Here is a 21,177-nt window from a genome sequence, read left to right as displayed (position 1 = left end):
GGGCCCGTGGTCGCCTCGTGCGGCGCCCGCGCGGTTGCGGTAGGTAGGTTCGACACCGGCGAGCGCTCTGCTCGCGCAGGATCGATCTCGACGCCCTATGAACGCAAAAGACGATCGCGACGAGAGCGAGCCCGAGGGCGCGCTCCGGAACGAGGACCCCAGCGAGCCCCGCGGAGCAGGCGGGAAGACCGCCGCCGCGAAGGGGGCGGGCGCAGGCGAGGACCCGCCCGCGGGCGGCCGCGCCACGGCGAACGACGACGACCGCGCCGCGGCGAACGACGCCGACAGCGCCGCGGCGGACGACGCCGACGCGGACGACGCCGACGCGGACGGCGCCGACGCGGACGACGCCGAGGAGCCGCCCGCCGCGCGCCCGCGCGGGCCCTCGATGTGGGACATCCTCCGGGACAGCTTCTTCACGTTCGACCGCCGGACGCTCGGCTTCACGCGCATCCTGCTCGGCTTCTTCCTCATCGGCGATCTCTTCCGCCGCTCGTGGGCGTGGAGCGACATGTTCGCGGACATCGGCGTCCTGCCGAACCACGTGAACCTCTGGCGCCCGCAGGGCAGCGGCAACTTCTCGCTCGTCAACGCCTTCTCCACGCCGGGCGAGCTCTGGGTGCTCTGGGTCGTGATCTTCGCGACCTACGTCTGCCTGCTCATCGGCTGGAAGACGAAGCTCATGCAGGTGCTCTCGCTCGTGTTCGTCACGAGCATGAACGGGCGCGTCCTGCTCATCGAGAACGGCGGCTACGTCGTCCACAACCTGCTCCTGCTCTGGACGTGCTTCCTGCCGCTGGGCGATCGCTTCTCGCTCGACGCGCTCCTCGCCTCGCTGAAGCGGAGCCGCGAGCGGACCGCGGACGATCTGAACGACCGCACCACGATCGACGACCCGCTCAAGCCGGTCAGCCACGTGACCGTCCTCGGGCCCGTCCTGCTGATCCAGATCGCGGCGATCTACTTCTTCAACGTGGTGCACAAGACCGGCCCCGCCTGGAAGAACGGGACCGCGATCCACTACGTGCTCTACGTCGACCGGATGGTGACGCCCATCGTGGCGGACATCCGCGACTACGCGCCGAAGTTCCTCATCCTGTTCATGACCAAGATGGTCATCTCCTTCGAGGCGGCCATCCCGGTGTGCCTCCTGTCGCCCGTCGGCCGCGCCTGGGCGCGCCGGCTCACGATGGTGATGATGAACGTGCTCCACATCGGCTTCGGCATGACGTTCGTGCTGGGGCCGTTCGCGTGGGCGCTCTGCGTGATGTCGACGCTCCTCTTCGGCCGCGAGGACTGGGAGATCGCCGCGCGCACGATGCGGCGCGTGCACCGAGCGCGGGTCGTGCTCTACGACCCGCGCTCGCCGGGCGCCGTCCTCGCCTGCCGCGTGCTGAAGCGCATGGACCGGTTCGGGCTGCTCACCTTCGAGGCGTCGAGCTCCGCGACGCACGGGCTGTCGGTGCGGCGCCCCGACGGCGCGCAGGCCGCCGGCGCCGAGGCGCTCGCGGACGTCGTCGCGGCGATCCCGCTCGGCCCCGCGGTGGCGTGGGCGCTCCGCCTGCCGCTCGTGCGCGACGCGGTGACGGCGGCGATGGCGGCGGCGCACCGGCGCAGCCTGGGCCGGGCGCTCGGCGTGCGGATCCCGGAGCGCTCGGAGGTCGCGCCTCCGCCCGCGCCGCTCCGGCTCTGGGGCCGGAAGGGGCTCGTCGCGCTGCGCGAGATCGCCGTCCTCGTGATGTTCGCCGGCGCGGTCAACCAGGCGGCGGTCGAGCTCTGGGTCATCAAGAACCGCTGGAAGGTGCCTCACCCCGAGGAGACGCGGGTCCTCGCGCAGAAGCTCCGGTTCCTCCAGGGCTGGTTCATGTTCTCCCCCAACCCGGTGATGGACGACGGGACGATCGTCGTCGACGCCGTCACCGTCGACGGCCGCCACATCGATCCCTTCACGGGCAAGCCGCCGAACTTCGACCTCCTGCACGCGCAGAGCTTCGGATACACGCAGATCTGGTGCGACTACTTCGCGCGCATCAAGCTGCCGGCCAACACCACGTACCGGGACGCCATGAAGGAGTACATGTACCGCTACCCCGAGCGGACGGGCCGGCCCGAGGACGCGATCGTCTCCGGGGACGTGTACTGGGTGAAGGACTGGAACCCGAAGTGGGGCAGCACGGAGAGCTACGGGGAGGAGCGCGAGAAGCTCTTCTCGTTCCAGAACCCGAAGGCCCAGGCGCGCGCCGAGGCCGAGCCGCCCGGAGCGCCCGGGCAGCCGGGCCAGAGCCCCGCGAACTAGGCGGAGCCAGGACCAGGGCGGACGCGGCAGGCACGACGCCCGCGAACACCGACGGGCTGACGAAACCGACGAAATCGCCGGGGCCGGACGGAAAAAGCGATCCGCGCTTGACAGCCGCCCCTCGGCGAGTAGAGTCCGCGCTCTCGAAAGCGAGGGCCTGTAGCTCAGTTGGGAGAGCGCTAGAATCGCACTCTAGAGGTCGCAGGTTCGATCCCTGTCAGGTCCACCCTCGAAATCGTTGCAGTCTCTTTCTTAAGCAGTCTCTCTTCAGTTCTTCGCAGCGTGGCGGCGAGCGTTGAGCTCGCCGCGAGGCGATTCGCGAGCAGCGTTCGAGCTCTGCATTGAGCTCACGCCGGGGCGCGAGCCGGCTCCGGCCTCGAGTCCCGCACCGCGGGTGACCGCCCGCGGAGAGGCGCGCTGGACACGCCGGGTATGCTCCGCTCGGCAGCACCGAGCCCTGCGGGGCCGTCGCCGCCGAGCGCGGCGCGCGGCGCGGGAGCTCGCGGGGACTTCAGCGGCGCCGCGCACCGGCGCGCGGCGCGGGAGCTCGCGGCCTGCGGGGACTCACGGTCTGCGCGCGCCCGCGTCGCCGGACGCGCACCGGCGCGCGGCGCGGAAGCTCGCGGCCTGCGGGGACTCAACGGCGACGCGCACCGGCGCGCGGCGCGGAAGCTCGCGGCCTGCGGGGACTCAACGACGACGCGCACGGGCGCGCTCGGGGATCACGCGCGGTACGGAGGGGCGGAGATGCGATGTGCCCGTCGTGCCCGCGACTCGGTGCTGCCCGCCGCGCGTCTCGTCGAGCTGGGGGGAGGCGTCGAGCTGGGGGAGGAGCGGATCGCTCACTCGTCGATCGGCTCGAAATCGGCCTTGGTCGCGCCGCAATCCGGGCAAATCCAGGTATCAGGCAGGTGCTCGAAGAGCGTCCCCGGCGCGATGCCGGTGTCAGGGTCGCCGACCGCCGGGTCGTAGATGAAATCGCAGACCAGGCACCGATATTTCTTCATCCGTGGTTCTCCTCAGGGCTTGGCGAGCCGCGCACGACGCTACCACAAGGGCGGACACCGCCGAGGGCGAACCTGCCGCGCCGCTGCTCCCGCAGCGCCTCGCCGAGGTCGGGCCTCGGCGCTCCGACCGCGCCAAGGTCGAGGCCGCAGTGGAGCGCCTCAGGGCCGCGCCGGGGCGCCGCGCACCGCGAGCTGCTTCCTGCGCAGCGCGCGCGCGATCGGCCGGTAGACGAGCCGGAGGACCCAGCGCGGGCAGAGGACGCCGAGGTACACGACGAGCCACGCCACCACCCCGGGCACGACGAGCGCGCGACCCCGGTCGATCGCGCGGACGAGCGAGCGCGCGCAGCGCTCCGGGGAGATCGACAGGAGCGCGGGAGGCTCGAGGTCCGTGAAGTTGCCGGCCGTCTCGTTGAACTCGGTCTGCACCGGCCCCGGACAGACCTGCGTCACCCGCACGCCGGTGCCCGCGAGGTCGAGGCGGAGGGCTTCGGTAAAGCTCGTGACGAAGTGCTTCGTGCCGATGTACGACGCCATCCCCGGCCCGAACGTGAGCCCGAAGCCGGAGCTCACGTTCGCGATCGCGCCGCGCCCGCGCGACACCATCGGCCCGACGAGCCGGTGCGTGAGGTATGCCAGGCTCGTCACGTTCAGCGCGATCATCTGCTCGGTCCGCGACCACTCGGAGAGGTCGAACGCGCCGATATCGCCGAAGCCCGCGTTGTTCACGAGGACGTCGATGTGCCCGACCTCGGCCGCGACGGCGCCGAGCATCGCGTCGACCGCCGCCCGATCGGTGACGTCGCAGCCGAAGACGAGCACGGCGAGCGCAGGGCGCGCCGCGGCGAGCTCGGCGCGCAGCGCCTCCAGGCGATCCTTGCGGCGCGCCACCAGCACGAGCGCCCGCGCGCGGCGGGCGAGCTCGTGCGCCAGCGCACGGCCGATGCCGGACGACGCGCCGGTGATGAGGACGACCCCGCTGTCGATGGGCGACTCCACAGCCGCAAGGGTTGCCCAGCGCCCCCCGGGCGCGCAAGGGGCGGCGCCCCCGCCTCGCCGGCCGTCACGCGCCGCGCGCAATGGCGCGCGCTCGCGGCGAGACGAGAAAGGACGGCGATACAGGAAAGCGTACCTGGGGGTAGATGGGCGCTCAGGAGGCAGCTCAGCGTCCATTGCGCTACCTTCGAGACCAGGAGTTGCAACCTCCCGGTAACACGCATCCCCCGGCCAGGCGCCCCTCGCGCGGACCGCCGCGCAGCGCGCCTGACAGCCAGCGGACGCGGCGGAGGAGGCGCGGCCGCGGCGACGACCGCCGCGGCGCGGCGGCGGCGACAATCGCCGCGCCGCGGCGGCGCGGCGGCACGGCGGCGCGCGTTGACGTTCAGGGCGGCCCTCTTTACCGTGGACCGCGTCCTCACGAGCCAGGAGACATCATGCGTTCGCCCTCATCTCTCATCAGTGTGCTCCTCGTCGCCGCCGGGCTGGGCGCGTGCGACCGGTCGCCGGAGTACGAGTATCAGGCCCCGACGGCCTCCACCACGGGCAAGCCCGCGGCCTCCACGGGCGCTGGCGAGCTGAAGCCGCTCGTCTTCGACCCGAACGACGTCAAGTCCTTCAAGGTCCTCCCCGCCAAGTTCGACTACGACAAGAACCCGATCACCGATGAGAAGGTGACCCTGGGCCGGATGCTCTGGTACGAGAACCGCCTCTCGAAGAACCACGATCTCTCCTGCAACTCGTGTCATGACCTCTCGAATTACGGGGTCGACAACAAGTCCTTCTCGTCCGGGCACAAGGGCCAGCTCGGCGGCCGGAACTCGCCTTCCGCCTACAACGCGGGCCACCACGTCGCGCAGTTCTGGGACGGCCGCGCGGCCACGCTCGAGGACCAGGCCAAGGGGCCTATCCTGAACCCCGTCGAGATGGCCATGCCGGACGAGAAGCGGGTCATCACGACGCTCAAGTCGATCCCCGAGTACGTGAACCTCTTCAAGGCCGCCTTCGCCGACGACAAGGAGCCGATCACCTACGACAACATGGCCAAGGCGATCGGCGCGTTCGAGCGCGGCCTGGTCACGCCGTCGCGCTTCGACAAGTACCTCGACGGCGACGACAAGGCGCTCACCGCCGAGGAGAAGGTCGGGTTCCACAAGTTCATCTCGCTCGGCTGCCCGACCTGTCACACGGGCGTCGCCGTCGGCGGCTCGACGTTCCAGAAGCTCGGCCTCGTGAAGGAGTGGGCCAACCTCAAGGACAACGGGCGCTTCGACTTCACGAAGGACGAGAAGGACAAGTTCTTCTTCCGCGTCCCGAGCCTCCGGAACGTCGAGAAGACCTTCCCCTACTTCCACGACGGCTCGCTCGCGACGCTCGACGAGACCGTGACGAAGATGGCGTGGCACCAGCTCGGCGTGGAGGCCAAGCCCGAGGAGGTGAAGGCCGTCGTCGCCTTCCTGAAGGCGCTCACCGGCGACCTGCCGACCGAGTACATCAAGAAGCCCGAGCTGCCCCCGAGCACGCCGGCCACGCCCAAGGCCGACCCCACGTGAGCTGATCCGATTGCGCCGAGAGGGCGGATCAGGTCTGCTCCGCCCCCTCGGATGAGCACGACCTCCGGCGACGACGGACGAGCCGCGCCCGCTCCTGAGGACGGAGCGGGCGCCGGCGAGGCGGCCGCTCCCGAGCGCGCTCGCGAGGCGGCCGCTCCGCCCTCAGGAGCGGGCGCCGGCGAGGCGATGGCTCCCGAGGACGGAGCGGCCGCCGGCGAGGCGAGCGCCGAGCAGGACGAAGCAGCGAGCGCGCGCGACGGGCGCACCGCGCGGGCGCTCGTCTTCGTGCGCGAGCGGTTCGACGGCACGTGCCTCGCCTTCCCGGTCGCGGCGCCAGACGCCGCGAGCTTCGGCCGCGACGAGGACGTCCTCGTCGAGCAGCAGCTCTTCCTGCGCGAGCACGCGGCGCGCGCCCAGCCCGAGGCGATCTCCCGGCTCTCGTTCCCGCAGGGGACAGAGCTGCTCTCCGTGGACGTCGCGGTCCCGCGCGACGACCTGCCGCGCAAGCTGCGGCGCGAGGTGCCCGTGAGCTTCCCCTGCGTCGTCGTGCCCGCCGGCGAGCGGGCGGCGCGGACGGCGCAGGCGGCGCACACGGCGCCGGCGCGCGACGAGCACGACGCGTGGGTGCTCGTGCCGAGCCTCGGCCACGCGTTCTACGTGGAGGCGGGCGAGCCGATCGAGCCGGCGATCCGGCACGAGGTGCGCCGGCTCCTCGCCTCGCAGGACCTGTCGACGTGGGAGCACCTGGGGCTCTTCCCCGGGAGCGCGCACCGCCTCGAGGTGCTCCACGCCCCGCTGCCCGAGCCCGAGCGCGCGCAGCACGGCCAGCGCGGCGTCTCGATCGCCGAGCGCGCGCGGCGGAGGAAGGCCGTGGACGCGCTCGTCTCGGTCGCGACGCCGCTCCACGTGGCCGCGCAGCGGAGCCCGCTCGCGGCGCCGCCGCTCGCCTGCCGCGACGCGGAGCTCGCGCGCCTCGCCGCCCTGCTCGACGGCGAGGAGCGCCTCGGCGTGCTGATCGTCGGGCCGGAGCACGCCGGCAAGACCGCGCTCATGCAGGCCTACGTCGCCCGCCAGACGCGGCTCGTCTACGCGACCTCGGGCGCGCAGCTCATCGCGGGCATGAGCGGGCTCGGGCAGTGGCAGGAGCGCATCCACGGCGTGATGGAGGCCGCCGCCGCGCTCGACGCGGTGCTGTACTTCGAGAACCTCGACGACCTCCTGGCCGAGCGGGTCGACGGCGGCCACGTCGACCTCGCCGGCGCGATGCGGCCCTACCTCGACGAGGGGCGCGTGCGCGTCGTGTGCGAGCTCCGCGACGACCGGCTCGACGCGCTCGAGGGCCGGCACTGGGCGTTCTTCGCCGGCCTGAGCCGCATCCGGGTCGACCCGCTGTCGGCCGCGGACACCCGCAAGGCGCTCGCCGAGCGCGCCGCGCGCGACGCCCGCGTCGAGCCGCACCGCCCGGCGGTCGCGGGCGACGCGCTGACGGCGCTCATCGATCTCGCGGAGCGCTACCTCCCCTACAGCGCGTTCCCGGGCAAGGCCGTCCGGCTCTACGAGGACCTGCGCACCGTGCACGAGCGGGAGCGGACCGCGCAGGGCGAGCCGGTCACGCTCGGGCGGAGCGACCTCCACGAGCTGTTCTCGATGCGCACCGGGATGCCCGCGTTCCTGCTGCGCGACGATCTGCCGCTCCGCGTCGACCGCGTGGCGCGCGACCTCGGCGCGAGCGTCGTCGGGCAGGAGCGCGCGGTGCGCGCGCTCGCCGAGACGATCGCCGTGGTGAAGGCGGGGCTCTCGCCGCCGGACAAGCCGCTCGCGGCGTTCCTCTTCGTGGGGCCGACGGGCATCGGCAAGACGGAGCTCGCCCGCGCGCTCGCCGGCCTGCTCTTCGGCTCGCCCGACCGGCTCTCGCGGTTCGACATGAGCGAGTTCGCGAGCGAGGGCGCGGCCGATCGCCTGATCCGCGGGACCGACGGCGCGGGCGGGCTGCTCACGCAGCGCGTGCGCGAGCAGCCGTTCTGCGTGCTCCTGCTCGACGAGATCGAGAAGGCCCACCGGGCCGTCTTCGATCTGCTGCTCCAGGTGCTCGGCGAGGGGCGCCTCTCCGACGCGCGCGGCAGGACGGCGTACTTCCACAACGCGATCGTGATCATGACGTCGAACCTCGGCGCGGCGGAGCGGCGCGCGCAGGCGGGGTTCTCGGGCGGGCCGGGCGCGAGCTCCCCGGAGGAGCGGGCCGCGCTGGACGAGGCGCACTACCAGCGCGTCGTCGCGGGGGCGTTCCGGCAGGAGTTCGTGAACCGCATCGACCGCGTCGTGCCGTTCCGATCGCTGACCCGCGAAGAGCTCGCCGAGGTCGCCCGCCTCACGACGCAGCGCCTGAGCCAGCGCCGCGGGCTCTCCGAGGCGGGCGTCGCGCTCGAGGTGTCGCCGCGGGCGCTCGCGAGGCTGGCCGAGGACGGCCACGCGCCGGCGTACGGCGCGCGGGCGCTCCGGCGCCACATCGAGGAGCACCTGGCGGCGCCGCTCGCGCGGCTGCTCGCGGGGCTCGACGGCGACGCGCGGGAGCTCACGGTGTGGGTCACCGAGGCCGGCGAGCCGGAGGCGCCCGCGGCCGACGGCGTCGTCGTCGGCCGCGCGGAGACCGCCGCGCTCCGCTTCGAGGCGCGGCGGCGGCGCGCGGCGCGAGCGGCGCAGCAGGCGTTCGGCGTCGAGCAGGTCGGCGAGCTCCGGCGCGAGGTGGACCTGTGGATGGGCCTCGGTCCGATCGAGCAGCTCCGGGAGCAGATCGACTTCCTGCTGACGCAGCTGAGCCTCGCGACCGGGCGGTCGCGCGACCGCCGGAAGGAGCTCGACACGGCGGCGCTGCAGGCCGAGCACCACCGGCTGAGCGAGCTCTGGGGGCGGCTCGCGCGCGCGCAGGAGGAGATGCACAGCGTCGAGGAGCTCGCGCTGATGGCGCTGCTCGAGGGCGAGGAGGTGCGCGAGCTCGCGGGCGAGGCGCGCGCGGCGTGGGAGGGCTTCCGCAAGGTGCTGCCGCGCGCGCTCGTCGCGACGGAGTCGCGGCGCGACGCGATCACGCTGATCCTCGAGGAGCTCGACGAGGGGGCGTTCGAGCGGTGGCTCGCGCCGATGCTGAAGGAGCTCCCGAGGCGCGGGTGGAGCGCGACGCTGCACATCGACGGCGACCGGTCGGGCCACGGCGACGCGGCCTGGCCCGCGAGCCGCCGGTGGGGGCCGCCGCGCGCTCCGGGCGACGTGCTCGAGGCGCTCGCCCGGCCGAAGCGCGGGTTCCGGAGCGTGCTCCTCCGCTGCACGGGCGCGTACGCGGGCGCGTTCCTGTCGCTCGAGCGGGGGCTCCACCAGCTGGTGGTGAGCAAGCGGGAGGCGGGCGCGGCGCCCGGCGACGGGCGGCTGCACGTGTTCGTGCACTTCGTCGCGCACGCGGCCGACATCGCCGAGGACCAGTGGGAGCACCGGTCGCTCGCGCCGCCCCCCGCCGGCTCGGCCGCGGCGCGGCGGCGCGGGGCGACGGCGCGCGAGCACGACGAGGTCGAGGGCGCGGTGCAGGTCGCAGGGCGCCGCGCGCGGATCGCGATGGATCCGGGCTGGTACTGGGAGCGCCTCGACGAGGTCGCGCTGTCGCACCTGCTCCTGTTCGAGGACGAGGGGAGCGGGCTGGATCGGAGCGCGTACTTCAGCGCGGGCGAGGACGGCGCGGCGTCCGAGTAGCGCCGGCTGTCTCTGTGATCGCCCGCAGCAGTCCTGCGTCGTTTCTCAAACGTTGACGCGACAGGCAAGAAGGGATCGCATCGTTGGATTCGCGCCTGTGGACGGCCAGCGACACACGGACAGGCCAAGACTCGCCGGCACATGTCCTGTCTGCGGCGACCGCGTGCTTTCCCGATGTTGCACCAAGGTGTCGTGGCGCTGAGCCCACCATGGCCGACAACACCGTGATTCATGAGGGGAGAACGAGATCGAGCGGCACAGGCCGCATCGCCGACGCGCCCCCAACATCCACCGTTACGGGCATCACCACTCGATCATCTTAAAATCTGACGCCATCCTCGCCGATTTCTGTGACGGAAACCGCTCGCGCCCTCCATGATTTCTCGTGCATCGCCCTGTGTATCAAGGCATGAGCTGCGCATGGCCACTCGGCGCGCACACCAGTGCGTGAGACGGCCTGCATCGAGAGGGGTTGTTGGTCTCGTAGCCGAAGTGTACCAAAAGCGGCAGGGCGACGCTCCGCTCCCAGGCGTCCTCCGGCAGCGCCATCAGGTCCTGAAGCGCCTCGCGCAGCACACGCCGGGCACCCATCAGCCGCAGGATGAGCGTGCTGCGTGCGCGAGATCCCCGGGCAGCTCCCGGAAGACGTGGAGGATGACGTCATCATGGAGATCCAGGAGTGGTTCAAGAGCTACCAGGCAGAGCAGCGGCAGCTCGGCCTGGACGAGGGCAAGCAGCTCGGCCTGGACGAGGGAAAGCGGCTCGGCCTGGACGAGGGAAAGCGGCTCGGCCTGGACGAGGGAAAGCGGCTCGGCCTGGACGAGGGCAGACGGCTGGCGCTGGCGCGGCTGTTCGAGAAGCGGCTCGGCAGGACGATGACAGACGAGGAGCGCAGCACCCTGGCCGAGAGGTTGGCGCGGCTCGGGGAGGAGCGAATGGATGAGGTGGTCTTGACCCTGGACGGCGAGACCCTCGCGGCATGGCTCGCGAACCCGGACGGGCGCTGACGCTCAGCCGCCTGATCTCGGAAGAACGCCTCCGCGGTGGCCGGCCGCGCAGTCCACTACACTCGCCGCCGTGCACTTCACCATCCCGCTCTTCGAACGGCGGACCACGAACGTCGAGTGCGTGACGCTCGGCCTCGGCCCGAGCACGCGGTCGCGCGAGGGGCGGCACCCGGAGCGCGTGCGGCGCCTGCTCGTCGAGGAGCTCAGGCCCCTCTTCGAGAAGGCCCGCGCCGCGGAGCTCGCGCGCTTCGAGATGCCACGCGGCATCCGGCTCGAGAAGGTGCGCCTCGAGCTCACGCTGTCCGGCGCCGGCCTCGCCGACCGCCGCAAGGTGAGCGGGCTCTGCCCCGTCGTGCTGGAGCCGCGCTGGGCCTCGGAGCACGAGCGCATCGTCTTCGCCTACCACCCCGCCCGGCAGGGCGACGCGGCGCCGATCCGCGACGAGCTCCCGCTCGAGGAGCAGCTCCGCGCGCTCTTCCAGGTCGCGTGGGCCTCGCTCGACGACGACGAGATCGCGCTGCTCTGGAGCCGCGGCAAGGAGCGCATCACGACGCTGTCGTTCTCGTGCACCCCGCGCTCGGCGCTCGCGGACCTGCCGGACCGGCCGGGCGACGACGACACGGGCGCCGATCCGGCGTTCCGCTGGAAGAAGCGCCGGGGCCTCAAGGTGCTGCCCAGCCTCGGCGTGAGCCTCACGCAGCGCGCGGCCCAGGGCGACCTCGACGCGGGCGTGCCGCGGTCGCCCCAGCGCGAGCAGCTCGCGCTGCTGCTCGGCGCGGGCAGGGCCCAGCCGGTCATCGTCATCGGCCCGCCAGGGTGCGGCAAGACGACGCTGATCCACCGGGCGGTGCTCGACCTCCTCGAGGCCGACGGCTACGGCGCGCACAGGAACCTCGACCGCGCGCGCGACGTCGTCGCCGTGAGCGGCCGCAGGATCATCGCCGGGATGAGCCACCTCGGCGACTGGGAGAAGCGGTGCGTCGAGCTCGCCGAGGACGCGCGCAGCCGCGGCGCGATCCTCGTGGTCGACGATCTCCACCACTTCGGCCGGATCGGCCGGTCGCGCGAGAGCGAGCGCTCGCTCGCCGACTTCTTCCGCGGCCCGCTCTCGCGCCGCGAGCTCGTCATGGTCGGCGAGTGCTCGCCCGAGGCGTTCCGGCTCCTCGAGCAGGAGTCCCCGTCGTTCGCGGCCCTGTTCACGCCGCTCTTCCTCCCCGAGGCGACGCCCTCCGAGACGTTCCGCCTCATGGTGCGGGAGGTCCGCGCCCTCGAGCAGCGCCACGCCGCCCGCGTGAGCCCGTACGTGCTGCGGACGATCCTCGATCTCGGCGGCTCGCTCCTGTCGACGCAGGCGCTGCCGGGCAAGGCGATGGACCTCCTGCGCGAGGTCGTCCGCGCGGGCGGGGGGCCCGCGGCGCGCAGGACGCAGGCGATCGACTCGCAGGACGTGCTCAGGCTGCTGTCGCAGAAGACCGGCGTGCCGCGGCTCCTGCTCGGCGGCGACGAGCCCCTCGACGCCGGCGCGCTGGAGGAGGAGCTCGGCCGGCAGGTCATCGGCCAGCCCGAGGCCGTGCGCGCCGCGGCGGACCTCGTGGCGCGCATCAAGGCAGGCCTCGTGGACCCGCGGCGCCCTTACGGGGTGTACCTGTTCACCGGGCCGACGGGGACCGGCAAGACCGAGCTCGCCAGGCGCATGGCGGAGCTCATCTACGGCAGCGCGTCGCGGCTCCTGCGCTTCGACATGAGCGAGCAGAGCGGCCCCGACGCGCCGGCGCGGCTCATCGGCGACCGCTACGCGCCCGACGGGCTCCTGACGCAGCGGGTGCGGGAGCAGCCGTTCTCGCTGGTGCTGCTCGACGAGATCGAGAAGGCGCACCCGTCGGTGCACAGCCTGCTGCTCCAGCTCTTCGAGGACGGCCGGCTCACCGACGCGGCGGCGCGGCCAGCGCACTTCAACCACGCGGTCGTGGTGATGACCTCCAACCTCGGCGCGCGGGCGCGGCCCCTGCTCGGCTTCGGCGGCGCGGGGCTCTCGGAGGCGCGGGCGCTCGCGATCGCCGAGGAGTCGGCCCAGGAGGTCGCGCGCGCCGTGCGCGAGTTCTTCCCGCCCGAGCTGTTCAACCGGATCGATCGCGTCGTGCCGTTCCGGCCGCTGACGCCCGAGGTGGCGGCGCGGGTCGCCGAGAAGGAGCTCGACCGGCTGCTCTGCCGCCGCGGGCTCGCCGAGCGGAGCGTCTTCGTGCGCCGGGGCGCCGGCGTGGCCGAGCGGATCGCGCGCGAGGCGTTCGTCGCCGAGGACGGCGCCCGCTCGGTGAAGCGGTTCATCGAGGACGAGATCGGCTCGCTGCTCAGCGACGCGCTCGCCAGCGGCGCCCCCGCCGCGATGCAGGTGCTCCGCATCCACACGCGCGAGGCGGGCGCCGAGGCAGGCGCCGCGCCCCCCGCGCCGGCGGCCTCCGCCTCGGCCGATTCCCTCTCCCCGTCCCCCTTCGTGCTGCACCGCGAGGCGCTCGTGGAGGCCGAGCCCGCGGCCGCGGCGTGGGCGCTCGCGCCGCACCTGGCGAGGCCGCTCGACGCGCTCACGGCGGAGCTCCCGCCGCTGCTCGAGTTCGTCGACGCCCTCGAGCGGAGCGACGGCCTCGCGCGCCTCTCGGAGCGGATCCGCTACCACCTCACGGAGCACAGCCGGACGGCCGCGGAGGGGCCCGAGGCGCACGAGCACGCGGAGGCGGTCTACAACCTCGACGCGATGCGCGGGGCGATCCAGGCGTTCCGCGAGCGGATCGAGCTCGCCCGCCGCCGCAGCGGCGACGACGACGAGCAGCAGCACCTCGACCTCGAGATGCGGCGGTTCAGCTATGTGACCGTGGAAGACGAGTGGAGCCGCTCCCGGGTGCGCCTGTTCCACCGGCGCCAGCAGCCGGGCCCGCTGCGCCGGCTGGCGAAGCAGGACGTGCTGGAGTGCATCGCGGAGGGCCACGCGCTCCGGCGCGCGCTCCGCAAGGTGGACGAGCCGGGCCAGCACGCCGTCCTGATCGAGCTGCTCCGCGCCGCGAGCTTCGCGGAGGCGCCGTCCGGAGGCCCCGGCGCGCCCGCGCCCGAGGAGGGGCTCTTCGAGGCGCTCGCGCGCGCGTACCGCGAGGCGGGGGGCGAGGTCGAGGGGTGGGCGGCCGCGCCCTCCGGCCGCGCGCCGGACGGCGATCGCCAGGCGCACGCGCGCGCGGTCGAGCAGGGCCGCGGGACGGCGGGGCTCGACGCGGCGCTCTCCGCCCCCGGGCGCGGCGCCGAGCTCCTCGTCCTCAGCGTCGTCGGCCTGTGCGTGCTCGACTTCTTCGAGCTCGAGACGGGCGCGCACGTCTGGACGTCGCTCGCGCGCGGCCCCGAGGTGGTGCGGGTGCGCGTCCTGCCGGCCGGGCCGGGCCGCTCGCCGGCGAGCGCCGTCCGGGAGCACCTCGAGCGGCAGGCCGCGTTCGACGAGGCGGCGCGGCGCGGGCGCGCGCTGCCGCCGAACCCGGCGGAGCTCCTGCCCGTGGTGCGGCGGATCCGGTTCGACCCGCCGCGCCGCCCGGGCAGGGCCGCGCCGATCGAGATCGAGGACTACGTGATGGGGTACGCCGAGTCGGCGCTGGTGCGGAGCCTGTCGCAGGCCCTCGCGCCGCTGTGGCTGCTCAGGATGAGCCGGGAGGACACCGCCTAGCGCGCCGCCGCGGGGCTACTGCGGCTTGAACAGGTCCAGGATCCCCTGCCCCATCGCGGCCGGGTCGGGCAGCGCGACGCCGGTCGGCTCGGTGCCCTCGAGGAACACCTCCTGCACCGCGTTCTCCTGGCCGGGCATCGCGATCATGCCCGTCTCCGGATCGATGTCGAGGCGCGCGATCCCGAGCGGCTCCGGGAAGTCGGTCGCCGGCCGCCCCGCGTGCGCCTTCTCCATGAACGCGATGAAGGCCGGCAGGGCGGCGCTGCTGCCCACCTCGCGCGCGCCGAGCGGCGTCGCGTCGTCGAAGCCGGTCCACACGGCGCACGCGACGTCGGTCGAGTAGCCGACGAACCACGCGTCCCTCGCGTTGTTCGTCGTGCCGGTCTTGCCCGCGATCGGCCGGCGCAGCGAGAGCGCCTGCTTCGCGGTGCCGACCTTGACGACCGACGTGAGCAGATCCGTCGTGATGTACGCCTCGGCCGCGGTCATCACCGGGCGCGGCGGGGGCCGGGCCGGCGCGGGCAGCGCCTCGCCGCGCGGGCCCGTGATCCTCGTCACGAGGACGGGCTCCTGGTATGTGCCGCCCGCCGCGAACGTCGCGTAGGCGCCCGCCATCTCGCGCGGGGTCACCTCGTACGAGCCGAGCGCGAGCGAGAGGTCGGCGCCGAGCTTGGAGGTGATCCCGAGCTCGCGCGCCCACGCGACCACGGCCTCGGGGCCGACGTCCCGCAGCGCGGCCACCGCGGCCACGTTCACGCTGTGCGCGAGCGCCTCGCGCAGGCGCTTCGGGCTCTGCCCCTCGCTCTCGTCGTAGTTGCCTGGCTGGTAGCCCTCGAGCGCCTCCGGGTTCGTCTCGAGCATCGACGCGGCCGTGAGCTTGCGCGCGTGGATGCCGTACCCGTAGACGAGGGCCTTGAACGTCGACCCCGGCTGGCGGTGCGCGTGGCTCGCCCGGTCGAGCCCGCCGCGCACGCCCTCGTGGCCGCCGACCAGCGCGAGGATCTCGCGCGTGCGCGGGTCTATCGCGATGAGCGCGCCCTGCGGGCCGAGGTCGAGCCGGAGCTTGCCGGCCCCGGGGTCGCCCGCGAAGCGCACGCGCAGCACCTTGCCGATCTCGGCGAAGCGGCTCGGCGGGAGCCCGCGCGGGTTGTACCGGCGCTCCTTGCGCAGATCGACGGTGCCCTGCGCCGTGCCCACGCGGATCGCCAGCGTGCCGCGCGCGTCGTCGGCGCCGGTCACCGCGCCGAGGTAGGCGCGGTTCGGATCCCTGGGTGCGCCCTGGAACGGCGCCGGATCGCCCTTGGCGCGGGCGAACGGCGCGACGAGGCCGTGCCGCGCGGCGTAGGCGTCGAGGTTCTGGCGCACCGCCGCGCGCGCCGCGGCCTGCATCTTCGGATCGATCGACGTCACGACCGTGTAGCCGCCGTACCTGGCCTCGGGCCCGACGGCCTGCCGCAGCGCGCGCTCGGCCTCGGCGAGGACCTCCGGCGCGAGCTCGTCCGAGTGCTCCGGCTCCGGGGCGAGGCGGATCGGCTCCGCGAGGGCGGCGTCGATCTGCGCGGCGGGCATGAACCGCTTCTCGCGCATCTGCCCGAGCACGAAGGCGCGGCGCTTCTCGGCGCGCTCCGTGTTCACGCGCGGCGAGTAGATGGAGGGCCCCTTCACGATGCCCGCGAGGAGCGCCGCCTCGGCGAGCGTCACCTGGCGGACGCTCTTGCCGAAGTAGAACCGCGCCGCCTCCTCGACCCCGTAGCGCCCGTGGCCGAAGTAGATGTGGTTCAGGTAGAGCTCGAGGATCTGGTCCTTCGTGAGCTCCTGCTCGATGCGGCGGGCGAGGAGCAGCTCGCGGATCTTCCGGTCGAGCGTGCGCTCGTGCGTGAGCAGCACGTTCTTCACGACCTGCTGCGTGATCGTGCTGCCGCCCTGGCGCGCCTCCGCGGAGCGCAGGTTGACGATCAGCGCGCGGAGCATGCCGAGGTAATTGAGGCCGTCGTGCTTGTAGAACCTGGCGTCCTCGGCCGCGAGCGCCGCGAGGCTCATCGCCGGCGGGATCTCGGTGACGGGCACGAGCGTCCGGCGCTCGACGAAGAGCTCGCCGATCACCGTGCCGTCGCGCGCGAGGAACCGCGTCACCTGCGGCGGGTTGTAATTTTTCAGCTCCGCCGTGGTCGGCAGGTCGCTCTCGTAGTGGCGGACGACGAGGAGGAAGGCGATCGTCGCGGCGGCGAGGAGGCAGGCGAGGGCGATCGCGAGCCGCTTGCCCCAGCGGAGGAGCTGCGCGCGGCGCGGCGGTCTGGGCCCCACGCCGCCCGGCCTTCGCTGGAACAGCGCGCGAAGCGCCGCGAAGAGCGCTCGGAGCGCCGCGCCCACCCGCGCCCTCGGCGGGAGCCTGGGAGCAGGCGCGGACGCCGGCTGCGGCGCCTGCGGGGGCTGCGGGGGCTGCGGCGCCTGTGGGGGCTGCGGCGCCTGCGGGGGCTGCGGCGCCTGCGGGGGCTGCGGGGGCGACCACACCCGCGTCGGCGCGCGGTCGCTCGGCGGCGCGGAGCTCGCCGCGCCAGGGTCGTACGGCAGCGTGGGCTCCAGCGGGGCGGGTCGACCGCCGGGCTCCTGCGGCGGCACGGCGGGTTTTCGTGGAAAGTCCGAGGCCATGCGTCAGCGCGCGGGATCAGCGGCGCCGTCGCGGCGCCCGGGTCGAGGTGGAGGTGAAATTGCCGCGCCACGGTACCACGTGCGCCGGGTGCGGCGGAGGACGGCGGTCAGTGGATGTTCCACTTGTAGCTCGTCCATTTGCCCTCGAGCGAGGTGCCGGCGAGCAGCGCCTTGTCGATCGCCGCGAAGGTGTCCGAAGACACGGTGTTCCGCAGCCACCGGCCGAGCCCCTCGTTCTTGATGCGGCCGCGCTGCCGGTATGATCGAGTATCCGTTGCGCTCGCGGCTCGCCTCCACGCCCAGGCCGCTGTGATCGAACACGATGTCCGGGCGGCGGGAGCCGCAGCGCGCGTCGTTCATCTCCTGTTTGTCGAAATAGGTGCGGAAGTGGAGCACCATCCCGATGCGGCGGCGGCTGAGGACGCCGGGCGGCAGGCAGCTCACGAGCTCGCGCGTCGCGAGGGAGCACGTGTCGATGAGCTGCGCTGATCCGTAGTGCTCCTTGAGGACGTGGTATGCCGTCATGCCCGCCTGCGAGGAGACATCGCGACGAAGCGGCCGAGAGGACGGGCGATCACCACGGCGGATCCGCGCGTCAGGCGTCTCATGCGGCGGCGAGTCCAGCGCCGCGCGGCCCGGTTGGAAGGACGCTTGTTCGTGGCGGTTGCTCGCGCGCTGCCCCCCGCGCTGCGATACAGAACGTCAAAGGAGCGACGTCCCGGTGCCGGGCTCGATGCCTGCTCATGTCGCCCCGCGATCGTGTACCTGGCGAGCTCGGTACGGCGCACGACGCTCGCCGAGCGTGCCTTGCGGGACACGGTCGGCCTGACAGAGCATCTCCCGGATGCACGGCCCATCGGCCCGGAGCAGGAGGCGAATCGCGAGCCCGGGAGCTCAGCGCGTCCAGCGACGCCCGATCCAGCCAAGGGCATCGCTTCCCGCGCGCCTCGCTCGGCGGCACGTCAATCGATGTTCGGGCAACGCTCGGGCCGGACTGTCGTCCTTGCGGAGGTGAGGACGGGATTCGAACCCGCGTATAACGGTTTTGCAAACCGTTGCCTAACCACTTGGCTACCTCACCGACTGTTCGAAGCGGCGGGAGGTCATGCCTCATTTCTGCCCAGCTGTCAACGATTTCGGCATACCGACCTCATTTTATGCAGCCGAGCCACCTCTGCAGATAGCACTCCACCCCTCGCCGCCGCGCCCTGGTCCTCGCGCCCTCGCAGCGCGTCCTCGCTCGGCCCGGCACCCCCTTCACCCGCCGCTCACCCGCCGCCGGCCCTCGCCCCGGGGATCCCCCTTCCCGCGCCCGCGCCTGCTTCTCGCTAGGGCCCGCCGCCCCGCCGCGCCCCGCCGCGCGTCCCTCGCGTGCTCGCCCCCCTGCCCCTGCCCCGCGCCCCGAGCGCTCGCCCGAGGTAGCTCGCGGTGTAGGTCGCCAGCCGCGCAGCCTGGAGCAGCCCCCTTGGCACGATCCCCCGCCCCGTGTGGAACGGATCGAACCGGAGGGCGTTCTGGTCGATGTCCACCGGCTCGTACAGCTCGATATCGCCCACTGCCATCCACTTCCCGCGCGTTCTCCCCCGCCTGATCTCGAGCCGCAGCCGCGCGACCCCCGACGCAGCAGCGCGCTCCAGCCTCTCCAGCCGATTGCCCTCCTCGGTCTCTGCGCGCAGCGGCACCAGGCGGAACTCCGCTCGACCGAAGCCTTCCACCTCGAACGGCAGCTGCGCATAGTAGTCGTTGGCCAGGAAGTCGCGCGTCTTCGTCGTGAACAGCGCGATCGGGAGCAGCGCGAAGCGGCGCGCGCTCAGGAAGATCAGGTCCTGATCTCCCTCGCTCACGACCGGCGTCACCTCCTCGCTGGCCCGGAAGCGCACCGCGACCCCCAGCACGTCCGGGCGGCGCTCGCTCCTGCCGCCCCGCCAGCGCCACAACCCGCTCGACAGCCGCACGAGCGCCGGCCCCGCGAGCCGCTCCGCCAGCGCGCCGACCTGGCCCTCCACCGCGAGCGCCTTCACCGCCGCGCAGTAGACCACGCCGTCGGCGTGGAACAGCCTCGCTCCCCGCAACAGGCTGCCCTGCCACACGAGCGGAGACAGGACTCCCCCGAACGCACGCCCAATGGCTTCCAAGAACCCCATGTGCCCCCCTCCCTCCAACCTGGAGCGCCAAGGGGCCATCGCAAGCTGGGCGCGTCCCGACAGCGCGCCTGTCGCCGCGGTCCACGCGGATCGGCGCGCCGAGATCTGCTGTTCTCCGCGCCGCGCCCGATCCGCCGCGCCGGGGCGGTTCCAGACAAGCGCCGGGCCCCCTTCGCTCCTCCCCGCGCCCGGTCCTCCAGCCGCCCTCGACCTTCCGTGCCCGCCGCGTCCAGCGCGATCTCGCGCCCGGCGGGCGCGTTACTGCGCGCCGGCCTTCGCGGTCGGGTCGAGCTCCGGCGCGGCCTCTCGCTGCGCCCTGTGCTCGATGACGCGCTTCACCACGAGCGTGAGGAGCGCGAGGAGCACGAGCAGCGAGGCGACGGCGAACGCCGCCGAGAAATGGAACTCGTTGTAAAGCACCTCGACGTGCAGCGGCATCGTGTTGGTCTGACCCCGGATATGGCCCGAGACGACCGACACGGCGCCGAACTCGCCCATCGCCCGCGCGTTGCAGAGCACCACGCCGTAGAGCAGACCCCACTTCGCGTTGGGGAGGGTGATGCGGAAGAACATGCTCCACCCGCTCGCGCCGAGCGACAGCGCCGCGTGCTCCTCGTCCGCCCCCTGGCTCTCCAGGAACGGGATGAGCTCGCGCGCGACGAACGGGAAGGTCACGAACGTCGTCGCCAGGATGATCCCGGGGCGATCGAAGATCACCCGGAGGTCGTGCTCGATGAGCCAGGGGCCGAGCACCCCCTGCGCCCCGAAGAGCAGGACGAAGATCATGCCGGAGATCACCGGCGAGACCGCGAACGGCAGGTCGATGAGCGTGACGAGCAGGCTCTTGCCGGTGAACTCGAAGCGCGCGATCGCCCACGCCGCGGCCACGCCGAAGACCAGGTTGAGCGGCACCGCGATGAGCGCCGTCGTCAGCGTCAGCTCGATCGCGGCCACGGCGTCCGGCGCGGTGATCGCCCGCCAGTACCCCGAGAGGCCGTCCTTCAGCGCCTCGATGAACACCACCACCACGGGCAGGAAGAGAAAGAACCCGAGGAACGCGAGCGCCACCGCCGTGAGCGCCCAGCGCACCAGCGCGGGCTCGGACGTCGCGCCGCGCACCGCGCCGCGCGACCTCACCCGCAGCTTGCCCGCCGCGCCCGCCATTACGAGGCGACCCCGGGCGCCCCGGCGCCCGCCCCGGGCGCGCCGGCGCCGGCGCCGGCGGCCACCGGGCGCGGCGCCTCGACCGGGCTCCGCGACGACATGCGCGCGCCGCTCCAGGCCTGGAGCCGGTTGATCAGGAAGAGCAGGACGAAGGAGCAGAGCAGCATCAGCAGCGCGAGCGCCGTCGCGCCCGCGTAGTCGTACTGCTCGAGCTTGGTCATGATGACGAGCGGCGTGATCTCGGTCTTCAGCGGCATGTTCCCGGAGATGAACACGACCGACCCGTACTCGCCGAACGCCCTCGCGAACGACATCGCGAACCCGGTGAGGATCGACGGCCAGAGCGACGGCAAGAGGATGCTGCGGAAGATCCGGAAGCGGCCCGCGCCCAGCGACGCCGCCGCCTCTTCCTGATCCACCTCGAGCTCCTCCATCACCGGCTGGACCGTCCGCACGACGAACGGGAGGCCCACGAAGGTCAGCGCGATGACCACGCCAAGGCGGCTGAACGCGCTCTGGATGCCGAGCGGATAGAGATACCGCCCGACCCACCCCTGCTGCGCGTAGATGGCCGTGAGCGCGATGCCGCCGACCGCCGTCGGCAGCGCGAAGGGCAGGTCCACGAGCGCGTCGACGATCGACTTGCCCGGAAAGCTGTAGCGCACGAGCACCCACGCCACGAGGACGCCGAAGACAGCGTTGATGCCCGCCGCGATGATCGACGCGCTGAAGCTCATCTTCAGCGAGGCGACCGCGCGCGGAGAGGTCACCACGGCCCAGATCTCGGCGGGCTGGAGCGTCGCTGTCTTGAGGAAGATCATCGACAGCGGGACCAGCACGAGCAACGACAGGTACGTTACCGTGATACCCATCGCGAGCCCGAAGCCGGGCAGAACGCTCTGTCGCCGCCAGAGGAGAGCCACGGAATT

General features: G+C 73.1%; 11 protein-coding genes and 2 tRNA genes. 6 read left to right on the top strand and 7 right to left on the bottom strand.

Annotation, left to right across the window (positions count from 1 at the left end; translation table 11 throughout):
- Positions 1-97: 97 nt before the first annotated feature.
- Positions 98-2,296 carry a hypothetical protein gene (locus tag WME89_RS02900; RefSeq protein ID WP_438007757.1) on the top strand — a complete coding sequence of 733 codons (2,199 nt, stop codon included), beginning with the start codon at positions 98-100 and terminating at the stop codon, positions 2,294-2,296.
- A gap of 153 nt (positions 2,297-2,449) precedes the next feature.
- A tRNA-Ala gene (locus WME89_RS02895) sits at positions 2,450-2,522 on the top strand.
- Positions 2,523-3,138: 616 nt separating this feature from the next.
- Here WME89_RS02895 and rd read toward each other — a convergent pair.
- Together rd and WME89_RS02885 are read right to left on the bottom strand one after the other, a co-directional pair.
- Positions 3,139-3,303, bottom strand: coding sequence for a rubredoxin (rd, locus tag WME89_RS02890; RefSeq protein WP_437756553.1), 165 nt, complete (start codon positions 3,301-3,303; stop codon positions 3,139-3,141).
- Positions 3,304-3,462: 159 nt separating this feature from the next.
- A complete protein-coding gene (locus WME89_RS02885; protein WP_438007756.1) occupies positions 3,463-4,302 on the bottom strand; it encodes an SDR family NAD(P)-dependent oxidoreductase in 840 nt (279 codons plus the stop codon).
- Positions 4,303-4,736: 434 nt separating this feature from the next.
- On the opposite strand from WME89_RS02885, the gene WME89_RS02880 reads away from it, so the two are divergent.
- The 4 genes from WME89_RS02880 (at position 4,737) to WME89_RS02865 (ending at position 14,291) form a co-directional block, all read left to right on the top strand.
- Entirely contained in the window at positions 4,737-5,852 is a 1,116-nt protein-coding gene (locus WME89_RS02880) for a cytochrome-c peroxidase (protein WP_438007755.1), read from the top strand.
- Positions 5,853-5,903: 51 nt separating this feature from the next.
- A complete protein-coding gene (locus WME89_RS02875) occupies positions 5,904-9,587 on the top strand; it encodes an AAA family ATPase (protein WP_438007754.1) in 3,684 nt (1,227 codons plus the stop codon).
- Positions 9,588-10,201: 614 nt separating this feature from the next.
- The gene (locus WME89_RS02870; protein ID WP_438007753.1) at positions 10,202-10,594 is read left to right on the top strand and encodes a hypothetical protein; all 393 of its coding nucleotides are present in this window, start codon (positions 10,202-10,204) and stop codon (positions 10,592-10,594) included.
- 70 nt (positions 10,595-10,664) lie between these two features.
- A complete protein-coding gene (locus tag WME89_RS02865; RefSeq protein WP_438007752.1) occupies positions 10,665-14,291 on the top strand; it encodes an AAA family ATPase in 3,627 nt (1,208 codons plus the stop codon).
- 15 nt (positions 14,292-14,306) lie between these two features.
- Here WME89_RS02865 and WME89_RS02860 read toward each other — a convergent pair whose 3' ends face one another.
- From WME89_RS02860 to cysT, 5 genes are all read right to left on the bottom strand, one after another.
- Positions 14,307-16,910: a penicillin-binding protein 1A gene (locus WME89_RS02860; RefSeq protein WP_438007751.1), complete on the bottom strand. Its 2,604-nt coding sequence runs from the start codon at positions 16,908-16,910 to the stop codon at positions 14,307-14,309.
- Between the two features lie 1,039 nt (positions 16,911-17,949).
- Positions 17,950-18,021 (bottom strand) — tRNA-Cys (locus tag WME89_RS02855).
- Positions 18,022-18,268: 247 nt separating this feature from the next.
- A complete protein-coding gene (locus WME89_RS02850; RefSeq protein WP_438007750.1) occupies positions 18,269-19,084 on the bottom strand; it encodes a hypothetical protein in 816 nt (271 codons plus the stop codon).
- A 258-nt stretch (positions 19,085-19,342) separates the two neighbouring features.
- Entirely contained in the window at positions 19,343-20,248 is a 906-nt protein-coding gene (gene cysW, locus WME89_RS02845) for a sulfate ABC transporter permease subunit CysW (protein ID WP_438007749.1), read from the bottom strand.
- Complete coding sequence (gene cysT, locus WME89_RS02840) at positions 20,248-21,171, bottom strand: sulfate ABC transporter permease subunit CysT (protein WP_438007748.1); 924 nt, start codon at positions 21,169-21,171, stop codon at positions 20,248-20,250. Before cysT ends, cysW begins: the two co-directional genes overlap by 1 nt.
- Positions 21,172-21,177: the final 6 nt, after the last annotated feature.

Origin of the sequence: Sorangium sp. So ce321, assembly GCF_051530195.1 — a bacterium.
GTDB lineage: Bacteria > Myxococcota_A > Polyangia > Polyangiales > Polyangiaceae > Sorangium.
This window is presented reverse-complemented; position numbering and strand designations above follow the sequence as displayed.

Bases quoted from the DNA above. Each gene is read 5' to 3' on its own strand.
- WME89_RS02900 (WP_438007757.1), top strand. From the start codon at position 98: ATGAACGCAAAAGACGATCGCGACGAGAGCGAGCCCGAGGGCGCGCTC.
- rd (WP_437756553.1), bottom strand. From the start codon at position 3,303: ATGAAGAAATATCGGTGCCTGGTCTGCGATTTCATCTACGACCCGGCG.
- WME89_RS02880 (WP_438007755.1), top strand. From the start codon at position 4,737: ATGCGTTCGCCCTCATCTCTCATCAGTGTGCTCCTCGTCGCCGCCGGG.
- WME89_RS02875 (WP_438007754.1), top strand. From the start codon at position 5,904: ATGAGCACGACCTCCGGCGACGACGGACGAGCCGCGCCCGCTCCTGAG.
- WME89_RS02850 (WP_438007750.1), bottom strand. From the start codon at position 19,084: ATGGGGTTCTTGGAAGCCATTGGGCGTGCGTTCGGGGGAGTCCTGTCT.
- cysW (WP_438007749.1), bottom strand. From the start codon at position 20,248: ATGGCGGGCGCGGCGGGCAAGCTGCGGGTGAGGTCGCGCGGCGCGGTG.